The following is a 14,028-nucleotide window of genomic DNA, read 5'->3' as shown; positions in this document are numbered from 1 at the left end:
AAGAAGGAGATTCTCCATCCGTTACTGGTAAGAGCTGCATGACAGTTTGTTGGAATCCCTTTTTAGAGTAAGGGGGATGGCTTCTTTTTTGGAGGAAGAGAATGGATGAAAATTAAGACCCCGTTTACGGTTTGGTAAAGCACTTCGATAACGATTACTCCTCGTATTGATTCCTCTAATGAATGAGCAATGGTTTCCTTTCTCCTTCTATTTTCTCATGGTTGTCTATAAGTGATATTCTTTTTGTCCACTGTTTCTTGTGTAACAACTCATAAGGGAGGGGAAACATCCTTTTCAAAGAGGAGGAGAATCATGTCATTTCCAAATATACCGAATATCACTCCGACCATTCATATAGGGCGTGACGAAGCGCTCAATTTAATGTTGTCTTCTTTAGCCATTGAAGAGTTGGGGCTTAGTCATATTTTAAATGCGGAAGCTGAAAAAATTCAGTATGCACTCGGGACAATTCCCGGGCTATCTGGACCAGGGGCCACCATTTCGGATTTGCTCGCGTTAAACAAGAGTGCGCGGGACATGCTCGAAGCAGCGACAAAGCAAGACATACTTTTGCAAAATAAGCTAGAGGCTGTGCTGGATGCTTCTAAATACCCGGTAGGGTGGATTACGGGGCCAACGGGGCCAACGGGAGCGACTGGGGCGAGAGGAGTAACGGGAGCGGTTGGGGCGAGAGGAGCAACGGGAGCGGCTGGAACAACGGGTGCGACTGGAGCACCCGGAGCCGCAGGAGCGACTGGAACAACAGGAACAACAGGAACAACAGGAACAACTGGAGAGACAGGAACCACTGGAGCAACTGGAACGACTGGAACAACCGGAACCACTGGAGCCACAGGAACCGCGGGAGAGACCGGAGAGACCGGAGCCACCGGAGAGACCGGAGCCACCGGAGAGACCGGAGCCACCGGAGAGACCGGAGCCACCGGAGAGACTGGAGCCACCGGAGAAACCGGAGCCACCGGAGAGACTGGAGCCACCGGAGAGACCGGAGCCACCGGAGAGACCGGAGCCACCGGAGAAACTGGAGAGACCGGAACAACGGGAGCAACTGGAGAGACGGGGACAACAGGAACAACAGGAACAACCGGAACTGGATCGACTGGAGCAACTGGAGAGACCGGAGCAACTGGAGAGACAGGAACAACGGGAGAGACAGGAACAACGGGAGGGACCGGAGCAACGGGAGAGACCGGAGCAACGGGAGAGATTGGAGCAACCGGAGAGACAGGAACAACGGGATCAACCGGATCAACTGGATCGACTGGAGAGACCGGATTAACCGGATTAACCGGAGAGACGGGATCAACCGGAGAGACCGGAACAACTGGAGCCACGGGAGCCACTGGAATAACAGGAGCGACCGGAGTAACGGGAGAGACCGGAACAACTGGATCAACCGGAACAACAGGAGAGGCTGGAGCCACTGGAGCAACCGGAACCACGGGAGCGACAGGATTAACCGGATCAACCGGATCAACTGGAACAACAGGAGAGACTGGTGTAACGGGAGCAACCGGAATAACGGGAGAGACTGGAGTAATCGGAACAACCGGAGCAACGGGAGAGACCGGAGTAACTGGAGCAACGGGAGAGACTGGACCAACCGGAGAGACTGGAGCTACCGGAGTTACAGGAGCCACCGGATCAACTGGAACAACTGGAGCCACCGGATCAACTGGATCAACCGGAACAACAGGAGCAACGGGAATTACCGGAGTAACAGGAGAGACGGGAGCAACCGGAACCACCGGAACGACAGGAACCACCGGAGCAACAGGAGCGACCGGAGAGTCCGGAACAACGGGATCAACAGGAGAGACTGGAACAACTGGAGTAACAGGTGAGACTGGATCGACTGGAGCCACCGGAACGACTGGAACAACTGGAACAACTGGAACAACTGGAACAGCTGGAACAACTGGAACAACTGGAACAACAGGAACCACAGGAACCACAGGAACCACAGGACCAACTGGAGCCTCGGGAGAGACCGGAGCAATCGGATCAACTGGACCAACCGGAACGACTGGAGCAACAGGGGCGACCGGAACAACCGGAACAACCGGAACAACAGGAGAGACTGGAACAACTGGAGTAACAGGAGAGACTGGATCGACTGGAGCCACCGGAGCCACCGGAGCAACCGGACCAACCGGAGAGACCGGAGTAACCGGAGCAACAGGGGAGACCGGAACGACCGGAACGACCGGAACGACCGGACCAACCGGAGCCACTGGAACGACTGGAGCCACTGGATCAACCGGAGCCACTGGAACGACTGGAGCCACTGGAACGACTGGAGCCACTGGAACGACTGGAGCCACTGGAACGACTGGAGCCACTGGAACGACTGGAGCCACTGGAACGACTGGAACCACTGGAACGACTGGAGCCACTGGAACGACTGGAACCATTGGAACCACTGGAACCACAGGAGCGACTGGGACAACCGGAGCCACCGGCCCCACCGGCCCCACCGGATCAACTGGAGCCACCGGTACAGTCTTCACCAACATCAACGCCTTCGGGGCCAACACCTCAGGATCTCTCATATCCGTAGTCCTAGGAGGAACGAATATCCCTCTACCGAACAACCAGGTGTTAGCAGGTGGCATTACGGTGAATGGCGCCAATACGGTATTTACGGTTCCTTCGGCAGGTAACTACTTGATTTCGTATTCCATCAATACAACAGCTGCCTTACTGGTTAGCTCGAGGATCTTGATAAATGGGACGGCATACACTCCAACTATCATCTCACCAGCTTTATCACTTTCATCGTTCAATAATACCGTCATCGCCCCTCTCACGGCGGGAGCCACAATCACGCTGCAACTGTTTGGATTATTGGGAACGGCTACCCTTCTGACAGGGGCTGGAGCGACCTTGACGATTATAAAAATAAGTAATACGTAGTATGCAAAAGGAGCTACGATGACAAGTAGCTCCTTTCCCCTTGCTATTTCTTTTTTATTAAAGTAGTAAAAATATTTAGTTAATTAACGGTGATGATAGTATAATAGCTTGGAAGGGGATTTGCCTATTATTCGGAGTGGGGATAGATGCCGATGGATGACTTGGCAGTATATTTGGACGAGCACGAGGCAACGATCGTGAAAGAATTCAAGCGAGGAATTGCCGTTTCGGACAGTGATCAATACAAAGGATTGATCCATCTGAATGGGCGAGCACTGTATCGTATGGTTATTGAATATTTTCGTTCGGAAATCACTCTTGAGGATATTAAAGAATTGGCTTACAAGGTCGCCTATGAACGAAACCGGGCAGAGACCAACATTGGTGATTTCGTTTCCAACGTGTGCATGGGCCGGGAAATGGTTATCGATCTTCTCCAAAAAGGTCCGTTTACGCCTGCCGCTTTAATGCCTGCCTTATTGAAAATAAACGAATGCTTTGATGTCTTTTTGGTACACGCTGTTTTCAAATACACCGATCTCAAATACAACGATTTGGAAGAGAAGAAGCTATTTATCGAGCGTTCTCACAAAGACAGGCTCACGATTCTGGGGCAAATGGCATCTAGCTTCGTCCATGAATTCCGAAATCCGCTTACTTCCATTATGGGATTCTCTCGTTTGTTAAAAGAAGATTATCCGAATCTCCCTTACGTAGAGATTATTGAAAATGAGCTGCGGCAATTGAATTACCGGATTTCGCAGTTTTTGCTGGTCTCGAAAAAGGGCGCGGTCTATAAGCAAATGGAGGTTTTTAGCGTTTGGGAGTTGTTCGATGAGATTCTGTCCTTCCTCTATCCGAATATCGTTGACGTGAATGTGGATATCAAATGCAGTATCGATCCTACCTTTCAACTAAAAGGCTACAAGGATGAGATGAAGCAGGTGTTTATCAACATCATTTCCAATGCGCTGGATGCGTTACATAAAAAAACAGGTGATAAGGAGATTGACATCGAGGTGTCCCAAATGCCTGACAGGTCCTTAATTACCGTTTCCAACAATGGATCGCCCATTCCACCTGATCTGCTCTCGGTTATTTTTGAACCGTTTTTCACGACGAAGGAGCTCGGTACTGGAATTGGCTTATACGTCTGCAAAGAAATCATTGAGCGGCATGGAGGAACGATTACGTGCGAGTCTACTGATCAGCAGACGAAATTTTCCATGCAGTTCAAGCCTTGCGACACATGTACAAGTGGCTCGATGTCGATGAGTCATCATATCTAATGCCACAAAAAAAGACCTATCCATGAAGGCACGCTCTTTAACAGACGTGCACCATGAATAGGTCATTTTTTTGTGAAAAAGCTGTTTATTTGCTAGCGTGAAGTGGCCTGCGTGTTTGTCGTATGGTTTTGGAGATACGCTCCAGTCTGTTTACCAGCCAGACCAGCATGAGCGCTAACAGACAACTGCACCCGATAATCAGGAGCAAATACAGCAGCGAGTACCATGTGTTTTCAAACAGCCAAGCGACCTCACCGTATTTCGCAAACAGATAATCTTTGAACATGATCAAAAAAGCAGAGTGGAACAAGAAAATAAAATACGTCAGCCCTTTTCGAAACTTGATGTGCAAACGGTCGACGCGTTCCAGAAAGAAGACCATGAGCACAAGAAACGACAGAAGCGTGGCGAAGACAAAAGTTAAATGCACAGCCACATACAGCTTGTTTGAGACAACAAAAAACAGCGCAGCCGCAGTGGAAACACCCGTCATCAGCGTCAGGATGGAGCGGTTGTTTCGCAAAAAGGATAGAATCGATTCACGGTACCAATACAACACGTGCCCCATGTACAGGGTAAAAATCCAGCTCGGGAGCATATGACGCGTGGTAAGCCCGAACCAGCCCTGATGGATGTAGTTGATGTACACGTACTGAATACCGAGCAGAATCCAAATGACATACACAATGTTGCGCTTGGTGATCACACGGCGAAACAGGTAGGCAAAAACGTAATACTGGCAAATCATAAACACAAAGTACAGATGGTCACCCGTTTGGCCTAAAACAATGTTCGTAAAGTCCTGGGCAGTTTGAGGCATCCCTTTTTTCAACAAGTAATGGTACAGGACACCAGATACTAAATAGGGGACAAAAATATACAGAAGCTTCCCTGAAAAAAACTCGCGAGCAGTAGGGCTCTTGGCTTCAAAAGAATAAGCAGTCAAATAACCAGTGGCGATCGTCAACAGGACAGTGCCGTAGCGACTGATCTGATTGAGGGCCACGATCCAAAACGGATCTGTAAAAGAAAGTGCAGAAGCCGTGAAATGACCGACTACAACGAGAAAACTTGAGAAGAGCTGGATGTAAAACAGAGATTTCAAGATTTTTGAATCTGTATACATTTCGATATTCTCCATTTCATCGTTTGTCGGCTGACGTTGTCGCTCAAACAATTAACTGTGAATGGTTTTTATGATAATAAAGTTTTCTTTGAATCATATTTGGACAGGAGAGGGGAGTTCTGGAAAGGGAAAATAGAAAGAAAGCCACACCCGCGCGCGTAGCTTTCGCACGAGTATGGCTTTCATACATTATTTCGGATTCTTTTTCATTTCATCGATGGTCTCACTGACCACAAACGCCAAATCGTCATTGCCAAACAGCGACAATACACCGAGGAGAGTCGCATCAGGAATATCCTCTGCTTCTTCTTTGGGAACGGTATTGTCCAGCATTTGAGCGAGTAACGTATTTTCCCCTTGAGCGGGATAAGCGCGGCGGTATAATTCGCGTGCATCTAGACCGTGATTCACACACCATTGGGCAAAAACGAGAATCATCATACCCTCGTCACGCTGATAGGCTTGAATCACTTGATCTTCCATCTCTTTTCGGTTCATGGGCATACTCCTCTAACATTCGTACGTCATGAATTTATTGTAGAGAAGAGGAAGAATCCCCGCAAGAAAAAAGAAAAGAAGGGCTCAAGAGTTCCGCTTGCTGCTGTGATTGGTTAGGACCGGTAGCATGCGCGTGTCTTTTACCATACGGGCATGGCAAAAGGGGCAGCTCGGGCTCTTATCAAAGGAAAAGTTATCTCTCATCCAGCACGTACAGCCCTCATTACTGCACGTCCATACATCTGTTTCCTCTTCTTCGATTGGAACGACTGCTTTTTTTGAGAAATACACATGAACTCCTCCTTTGCAGGGCAAAAGTGCACAAAGTAACCTCTATTAATGTGTGATGGAAAGCGCATGAATATACCAAGATTTTCTTTGGTAGAAGGTAAAAAAAGAGGCCGCACTTGCATAGCTGCAACCTCTTCTGTCCATTAATATCCTTACTGTTCATCGGGAATGAAGATTTGTCCCGTTGTTTCTTGATTCGTGATGGCCAGCAAAATCGCTTTAGATAAGGTATCTGGATGATAAGGCTTGATCAGATAGCCAGTTGCTCCCAAATCAAATGCTTTTTTCTTTTCCTCAAAAGCACTGGAGATCACGATCGGAATAGTCCGTAAATCCGGGTTTTTCCGTATTTCCTCAATGACCTTCCAACCACTCTCGCCGTCCTTCAAGATAAGGTCAAGTACGACAGCATCCGGTCGAAGCTCCTCGATTGCTGCTACTGCTTCAGTCGCCGTAGAGAAGGAATTGACATGGAATCCAGAGCTCGTCAACTCATCACGCAACAGCTCGGTTAAGTTCAAATCGTCCTCGATGATCACAACGTTTCCTATGCATTGACCAGTTGGAGAAACTGCCTCCTCACTTCCTGCTGGATGGCCAGGGGACAAAGCATGCTCAGTCAGTGGAAGAGTAACCGTAAATGTACTACCCTTGCCCGATTCGGACGTAACGGCAACTTCTCCATGGTGCATATGGACGATCTCCTGAACAATGGCGAGACCCAATCCTGTACCGCCGATCTCGCGGCGATCCGAATTATCTACGCGATAAAATTTGGTAAACAGGTGAGGGATGGCTTCGGAAGGAATGCCTAGCCCTTCATCCTGGACCTCCACGAGCAAGCGATTGCCATCTTGTCGACAACTCACCCGGACATGACCACCATGCGGGGAGTATTTGACGGCATTACTGATCAGATTCACAAATACTTGTCGCAACTTGGCTTGGTCTCCATAAACAACCGTTTGCTCCGTTTGCAAATCGAGTTCAAATCGATGGAGAGGGGACTGGACTCGATGAAGTCCGAAAATATCCCGGATCACTTGATCAATCGCAACGCTCTCTAGCTCGTACGTCTGTCTGCCGGATTCCATGCGTTGCAAATCCAAGAAATCGTTGATTAGCGCAGTCAGGCGGTTAGCTTCTTGATAAATGGTCGCTATATACCGCTGTTGACGTTCGGGCTTGAGTTCTTTCGTTAACAGCAGCTCCGCAAAGCCAAGCACACTGGCGAGAGGGGTACGCAGCTCATGGCTGACCGTACTGACGAATTCCGATTTCATTTGGTCGATCTCGTATTCCTTGGTGAAGTCACGGTAAACGAGCAAGGTACTCCATTTCTCTTGGTTCCGGTACAGTGGCTCTGCATAGAGCTGAATATAGCGTACTTGCGGTCCGGTCATCTGAAACACAATACCGCCTGAAGGAACGGCACCTTCGTCTAAAACGACAGCTCTGACATACTGAATCAGCCGATCAGTCTCTGAGGTTCGACTCTGTAGATGGGAAAGGAACTGTTCCAAGTCAAATCCTTGCGAAGCGAGCTGATGGTCGTAACACAAGAGCTCACAAAAATTCCGGTTCACCTGCAGTGTTTCTCCATTCAGATCAATGAGCTGAATGCCTTCTTGTACAGAATCGAGCATATCCTGCGTCATTTTGCGCTGTCGCTCCGTCTCTTCAAACATCGCGAGCTTATCGAGCGCCAAGGAGATCTGCTTGGCGAGCCCGATGATGACTTGTAGCTCCTGATCCGTGAATTTGCGATCGATACGGGAGAGGATGATACATGCCACAATGGTTTGATGTGCATCCAATACGGGAAGGTAGAGCTCGGAAGCACGTGAGATTTCATCCGTGTAGCCGCGCTCAGCGTCTGTACTTTCACGGATCAGGACATATGGCTGGCTCGTTTCCTTGATTCGCAAGAACGGACCGTCGTCCAATCCTTTTCGCAGTTGCTCCAGCACGTTCTGGGAAACGCCAAAGCTAGCTGCATCCCTGTCAGCGTTCAGCATGAAGATGACACCTTTATCGGCATCCATGACCTCGGTAATATTGCGAATGATACTGGACAGTAGCTTGCTTTTATCCAATGTATTCGCGAGAGAGAGGATGAAACGGTTTTTCTTTTCCAAATACCGTTCATTTTCCTCCATCTTACCTAACGCTTCTTGCAGCTCTTCTTGCTGCATCATCAGTTCATCCTGCTGGGCTTGCAGTTCTTCGTTTTGAGCCATGAGAACTTCTTCTTTGGCTTGAATTTGCCTGATCAAATAGTCGAGGGAGCGGGAGAGCCTGCCGATTTCGTCAACCCTGTTCAAATCCTGCAAAAGAGGTGTACCGCCATTGGCAAATTGCTCGGCATCTTTGGATAGACGAACCAACGGCCTACCGATATCCCGTGTGGTTTGAATGGTGACTACCACCATGATCACGAGTACCATCAGCGCGTACACGAGAAACCAGGTACTTTGCTGTGATAGCTCTTGGAACAGTGTTTGATTTTTCTTGTACAACACCTGTTCATGCTCATCCTCGTAACGCACAGCATATTGAAGCAGGTTGTTCACTGTCTGATTCAAGCCACTGGACGAGAATTTTCGCAGGGATTCATAGTCTCCGGTCTTTGCATAATTCGAAGCTGTCGGAAACACATTGGTGAAAAAGTTCGTGAAGAAAGACTCGATGGAAGCGACAAGCACTTGTTCCTCTTGATTGAGCGGCAGTTTTTTGAATGCTTCCAGAGCTTGTTCCAGCTTCTCTTTCTCTAGAAATAGCTCATTGTACTCATATGGGTTCAAAAAAGCGTAATAACCCCTGGCCCTAAAAAAGATCTGGCTCGTATGCTCAGAGATTTCTCTGACTAAATTTTGTTTTTGCGTGGTAGTTTGTAATGCTGTCTGATATTCGGTGAGTGCGCTGTGATTCAAATCTTGAACGATGCCAGCGCCCGCAATCAACAGTGACAGAAAGAGAAGCATCATTGCCATGAAGCGACGCGTGATGCTTTTTCTGATAATCGCCCAGAGCCCGGTCATGTGAGCATTTCCTCCACTTTCCGGATAAGATCCATCGGGCTAAAGGGCTTCGGCATGAAGTCATCAGCACCAGCTGCACGCATTTTCTCCTGTTCGGCATGTTGACTTTTTGCCGAGAGGATCAGGACCTTGACTGCCTTTTTATCGTCCATCTGTTTGAGCTGCTGCAATACTTCAAAGCCTGTCAGCTTTGGCATCATATAATCTAAAATAATCAAGTCATACTCATTTTGACCGATTTTTTGCAGGGCTTCCTCTCCATCGCAAGCGATATCGAGCTCATGTCCCTCGTCTTCGAGCGTGTCGCCAATCAGCATGCGCAACACGGCTTCGTCTTCGGCCAGCATAATCGTTGCCATCTCACTACCTCCTTACAACATTCGCTTAACCAGTCGCTTGATGCGAGCCTCCAGTTCGCGTGTACGGAATGGCTTGGTCATATAGTCGTCAGCACCGAGCTGAAGGGCACGGACAATGTCTTGCTCTTCAGTACGACCTGTTAGCATAATCACCGTATATTTCTTGGCATTCGGCAAATTCCGGATTTTCTGGAGAACCTCGAGGCCATCCATCTGTGGCATCATCCCATCTAAAATGACGAGATAAGGCTCTTGTCCCTGATGCCAGGTGGAGTCAAAGAAAGCGGCTCCTTCTTCGTATGTTTGGATGTCGACGTGCATCCAACCGTCAAAACTGGTTTGGATGGAATCGGCAAGCATCACGCGAATCATCGGATCGTCATCAATAATGGCGACTTTCAGCTTTACCTTAGGGGAGTCATGCGTCTCTGTGATATGGGCGGTTTCAATCCGGCGCCGCCCTGCATTTTTGGCCGCATACAAAGCAGTGTCCGCAGCTTCTACCCAATACGTATGCGGTTTATGAGGATCATCTACTTGTACGATTCCGCCGGAAAAGCTCAAAGAAAACGTTCCTTCAGAAGCATCGAACGTAAGAGAACAAAAAGAAGAGAGCATCTGCTCCAGGCGCATCTTTCCTGTCTGTACAGTCGTACGCGGCATCAGCAGGATAAATTCCTCTCCGCCGTACCGGAATAATACATCATGTTTTTCCGCGCTCTGCCCGATGAAAGTAGCAAAACGAGTCAGCACCTCGTCGCCAATCAGATGACCGTATGTATCATTGACCCCTTTGAAAAAATCGATATCTAAAAATGCCAGTGAGAAGGGGGTGTTGGTTCGTTGGGCATCAGAAAGAAGCCGTTGGTACGTATCAACAAAAGAATTGCGATTGTTGACACCCGTGAGCTCGTCCAAAAACAAGATGCTATTCATCCAGCGCTTCCGGCGAAGCTGGCGATCGAGGCGTACAATCAGCTCTTCCATATCAAGCGGTTTGCACATGACGTCATCTGCCCCCAAACGATAGGCACTCAGACGCGTCTCCCGTTCGCAATCGATGCTGATGATGGTGGTAGGCACGTATTGCTTCTTTATTTTTTCACTGATCGTCTGCATCACTTGGAAGCCGTCCGTTTCCGGGATGTTCAAATCCAGAATGAAGCAGTCAGGGTTCATGTCGTGAAAATAGTCGAGAGCCTTGTGAGGATAGACCGTTGCGATGACAGACCAGTTGCGTTTTTCTAAATATTCTTTTAGATACATAAGCAGGGTGACGTCATCATCCAGGATGAGGACCAAAGGCTGTTGCTCACAAGGGGATTCCCGGTGAAGAGTGGGGTTCTCGATAAAAACTTCCCGTTCTGGTCGCTTCTCGCAGCATAAGGTGATCAGCTCTTGCAAAAACGCTCGCCATTCACTCGTTGGCCAGTTCTTGGCAGGCATGTCGTCCATTTGTTCCAAGAGAAGCTGAGACAGATCAGACAAGTCGGTCAATCCAATCGTCCCCGCTGTCCCCTTTAACGAATGGAGAAAGCGATACAGATCATCATGAGAGACGGGAACCTCCTGGTCGTACCACGTCTCAATCTGTTTGTGGATATTCGTAAGAAGCGTATCTCTGTACTTGATCATGTCGTACCGTCCCCCTGTGTTGGGATGGCGCAAGCAGTCGGTCGCTTGCGCCAGTTTGATCAAAACATCTACAATTTGGTATGGTACATGTAGCAGGGAGAAGGAAGGGCTTATTGTTGCAGGGAAAATCCTTCTTCAATCAGATACTGCTCCGCTTCCACGTACGATTCAAAGGAAGCTTCCAGGTTCATCCCGTGGTATACGTTCCACAGCGCGTCTTCCTGTTGCAGCAAGAGCGTGCGGTTTTGCTTGTCGACCCATGTTTGCTCCAATTGTTCAGCTTCATTAGTAGCTTTCGGAGCTGGTTCACGTTTCACAGAGAGGGATTGGATTGAAGCTTCGACTACCTTGCGCAGCTCGTCCGCCGAGAAATCACGGATGTTGACATAGCCCTTGTCGTCTTTTTGGTAGCCCTTCAAAAACGCGGCAAACACAAAGCCGTTGCCGTTCGGATGCAGATGATAGACCACTGTCTTTTTATCATGAAGGCTTTCCTCATAATGAAAATTAACCCGTTTCATGGAGACGTCATTCCGAGTCAGTTGTGGAAAAGATTCAATAATCGCTAGTTTTTCTTCAAAAGTAAGCATGGATTCCTCCGGTGAGATGGATTTGTTTGTCGATTATATCACAGGTGGGACATAGAACGAAAAAAGGAGAAGGGAAAAATGAACGGAAAAAACCGAAAAGATATCGTAGCAGTCTTGAAGTCGAGATTGTATTGAAACAGGACCAACGCACTGGCAAGCGCATCCGTGGGATCGTCAAGGATATCCTGACGAACTCCAGTACACATCCGCATGGAATCAAGGTTCGTTTGACAGATGGGCAAGTGGGGAGAGTGCAAGAGATTATCCAAAAAGGGGAGTAATCTTCTTCAAAAAACGGACAGGCCACATGGGCACTGTCCGTTTTACCTTTCATGAACGGTTCCGGTTCTGCAAATGCTCGATAGCTGGTACGGCGAAGAAAGCCAGATTCGACGGAAGTGCATCGAGCGAAAACCAGCGCATGTCTCCAATCGCCCCGCCTTCCTCTAAATTACGTGCTTCTCCACTCAGGATCGTGACTTCGTAAATGACCGAAACCCAATGCTCGGCACTTTCTGGGCGGATGGTTTCTGCGGTGCATAGCAGGGCCTTTACCTCGACATCGAGATTGACTTCTTCTTTGATCTCACGGATGACACTCGTCTCCAGTTGTTCATAGGGATCAACTTTTCCCCCGGGAATGCTCCACGTATTCTTCTCTGGATCTCTGTTTCGTAAAACCAGCAAAAGCTCATTCTTGTCGTTTAGGATGACAGCTCCTACGCCCAATCTTGGTACAGCTATAGTAGTAGACATGGTTTCTCCTTCGATAGGCAGTTTCGTTTCTTCCATATATAGCAAGGCCCAATCGTAAGCAGGACAAAACAAGAAACCGCCTGAAGAGACGGTTTCGAGAAGTTCAGCAAAACGTTAGCGGTAAGTATCATGGGTAGGGGCGAAGACATCCTCTGTTGATTCCCGTACCAAAATAAATGGTTCAATATTCCCCAATCCATGCAAGCATGTATTGTGATGGGCGATGATTTGTTCTGCTGACAGTACCTGATTGTCCGATGTAGAGTGCCCGTCTTTGACGAGCGTCACATCATAGCCGAGTGTCGTCGCTTTGCGGCAGGCGCTGTCGATACAATACTCGGTTTTGCACCCCATGATGACAAGGTGGTTAATCCCGAGTGCTTGTAGTTTTTCGTGCAGATCTGTTCCGTGAAACGAGTCTGTCGCTAGTTTTCGAATCACCGTTTCTGATGGCAGAGGGGCGATCTCAGGGTGGATCGCATTGTCGTCTGAACCGACTTCTCCGACATCATCATCCTGAACGTATAGCACAGGAATATCCTTGCTATAGGCATCTTCTCTTACTTTTTTCAATGTTTGGACAAGTGTAGCTGGCTGAAAAACAGGACCAAATTGCCCTTCGATGATACCTACTTGCGCATCAATAATCAGTAGAGCTGTTTTTCGAATCAATCCATTTCCTCCTAGGTGAAAGGGGGTTAGTATTGGTGTTCCCCTTTTTGGTTGTCTGGTACACGCACAGCTTTATAAGAACGTTGATTCATGTCCTTTTTCATAACTGACCCCTCCTTTCATCATAGAAGAGCGTGAATCCGCTCTGGATAATTGTACCACAAAAAAGACTCATTCCTATTGTTAGGAACGAGTCTTTTTCGATTGCGAACTTCTTATGATTCATTTTCCTTTTTCGGTACAAACTGAAAGATATCATGTGATTCGAAGGAGTCGATCAAACGGGATAGCCACAGATAATATTCCAACCCATTTTCAATGCGCTTGATACTAAGGTCAACCTGTTCCTTAACTTCTTCCGTAAGCTCCTCGGATTTCTGGAGAGCGCGAAGCTCAAGGAGCGACTTTTTCAAGGCGTGTACATTATGTTCACAGGCGTGTCGCCACTTCACGGAAAAGAGGTCGATGAAGTTCTGGTACCAATCCAGGTTGACCTCGTAATGATCCTTCCGTGTCCCTTTTTTCCATATCTTTTCTACCATATTTAAGTCCATCAATGTGCGGACGCCAGTGCTCATGCTGGTTTTGCTCATGCCCAGTGCTTCGCCCATCTCATCGAGTGTCATTGACTTGTCCTGAAAGAGCAATGTGCCATACAGCAGTCCCGTTGACATGGTAATTCCATACAGATCCATGTTGCGAGCTAGCGTTTCAATCACGCGTTCCTGAGCTTTTTCGAGGATTTTTTCTTGATTGGTATCCATTTTGAAAAAAGCAGCTCCTCTAGTCATAGTAACCTGACTAGAATTGTACGTCTCCAAAAGCAAAAAGTAA

Annotated in this window: 12 protein-coding genes and 1 pseudogene; 3 read left to right on the top strand and 10 right to left on the bottom strand. The window is 48.1% G+C overall.

All coding sequences use genetic code 11. The annotated features are described in order from the left end of the window. Nucleotides 1-312 precede the first annotated feature (312 nt). Entirely contained in the window at nt 313-2,937 is a 2,625-nt protein-coding gene (locus ACFVS2_RS15660) for a BclA C-terminal domain-containing protein (protein ID WP_390235328.1), read from the top strand. Between the two features lie 146 nt (nt 2,938-3,083). Continuing rightward, complete coding sequence (locus ACFVS2_RS15655; RefSeq protein ID WP_390235325.1) at nt 3,084-4,226, top strand: histidine kinase N-terminal domain-containing protein; 1,143 nt, start codon at nt 3,084-3,086, stop codon at nt 4,224-4,226. An 85-nt stretch (nt 4,227-4,311) separates the two neighbouring features. Here ACFVS2_RS15655 and ACFVS2_RS15650 read toward each other — a convergent pair whose 3' ends face one another. The 7 genes from ACFVS2_RS15650 to ACFVS2_RS15620 all read right to left on the bottom strand — a co-directional run bounded on the left by ACFVS2_RS15650 (nt 4,312) and on the right by ACFVS2_RS15620 (nt 11,766). Beyond that, the gene (locus tag ACFVS2_RS15650; RefSeq protein WP_390235323.1) at nt 4,312-5,352 is read right to left on the bottom strand and encodes an acyltransferase family protein; all 1,041 of its coding nucleotides are present in this window, start codon (nt 5,350-5,352) and stop codon (nt 4,312-4,314) included. 189 nt (nt 5,353-5,541) lie between these two features. After that, complete coding sequence (locus ACFVS2_RS15645) at nt 5,542-5,850, bottom strand: hypothetical protein (protein WP_016741286.1); 309 nt, start codon at nt 5,848-5,850, stop codon at nt 5,542-5,544. A gap of 84 nt (nt 5,851-5,934) precedes the next feature. Further along, the gene (locus ACFVS2_RS15640; protein WP_016741285.1) at nt 5,935-6,141 is read right to left on the bottom strand and encodes a cold-shock protein; all 207 of its coding nucleotides are present in this window, start codon (nt 6,139-6,141) and stop codon (nt 5,935-5,937) included. A 152-nt stretch (nt 6,142-6,293) separates the two neighbouring features. Then, complete coding sequence (locus ACFVS2_RS15635) at nt 6,294-9,182, bottom strand: ATP-binding protein (protein ID WP_390235320.1); 2,889 nt, start codon at nt 9,180-9,182, stop codon at nt 6,294-6,296. Beyond that, nucleotides 9,179-9,541, bottom strand: coding sequence for a response regulator transcription factor (locus ACFVS2_RS15630; protein WP_390235318.1), 363 nt, complete (start codon nt 9,539-9,541; stop codon nt 9,179-9,181). Before ACFVS2_RS15630 ends, ACFVS2_RS15635 begins: the two co-directional genes overlap by 4 nt. Before the next feature lie 12 nt (nt 9,542-9,553). Beyond that, nucleotides 9,554-11,176 (bottom strand): GGDEF domain-containing response regulator, encoded by a 1,623-nt coding sequence (locus tag ACFVS2_RS15625; RefSeq protein WP_390235315.1) that lies wholly within the window; start codon nt 11,174-11,176, stop codon nt 9,554-9,556. Between the two features lie 110 nt (nt 11,177-11,286). Then, a complete protein-coding gene (locus tag ACFVS2_RS15620; protein WP_173616780.1) occupies nt 11,287-11,766 on the bottom strand; it encodes a hypothetical protein in 480 nt (159 codons plus the stop codon). 78 nt (nt 11,767-11,844) lie between these two features. Here ACFVS2_RS15620 and ACFVS2_RS15615 point away from each other — a divergent pair. Continuing rightward, a pseudogene (locus ACFVS2_RS15615) lies at nt 11,845-12,047 on the top strand (YwbE family protein). Nucleotides 12,048-12,096: 49 nt separating this feature from the next. Here the strand turns inward: ACFVS2_RS15615 and ACFVS2_RS15610 are convergent. The 3 genes from ACFVS2_RS15610 to ACFVS2_RS15600 all read right to left on the bottom strand — a co-directional run bounded on the left by ACFVS2_RS15610 (nt 12,097) and on the right by ACFVS2_RS15600 (nt 13,958). Then, nucleotides 12,097-12,522, bottom strand: a complete 426-nt coding sequence (locus tag ACFVS2_RS15610; protein ID WP_390235312.1) for an NUDIX domain-containing protein — start codon at nt 12,520-12,522, stop codon at nt 12,097-12,099. Between the two features lie 114 nt (nt 12,523-12,636). Beyond that, nucleotides 12,637-13,194: a cysteine hydrolase family protein gene (locus ACFVS2_RS15605; RefSeq protein WP_390235309.1), complete on the bottom strand. Its 558-nt coding sequence runs from the start codon at nt 13,192-13,194 to the stop codon at nt 12,637-12,639. Nucleotides 13,195-13,409: 215 nt separating this feature from the next. Continuing rightward, a complete protein-coding gene (locus ACFVS2_RS15600; protein WP_173616776.1) occupies nt 13,410-13,958 on the bottom strand; it encodes a GbsR/MarR family transcriptional regulator in 549 nt (182 codons plus the stop codon). Between the last annotated feature and the right edge of the window lie 70 nt (nt 13,959-14,028).

The organism is Brevibacillus sp. NPDC058079, from assembly GCF_042885155.1.
Lineage (GTDB): Bacteria > Bacillota > Bacilli > Brevibacillales > Brevibacillaceae > Brevibacillus.
This window is presented reverse-complemented; position numbering and strand designations above follow the sequence as displayed.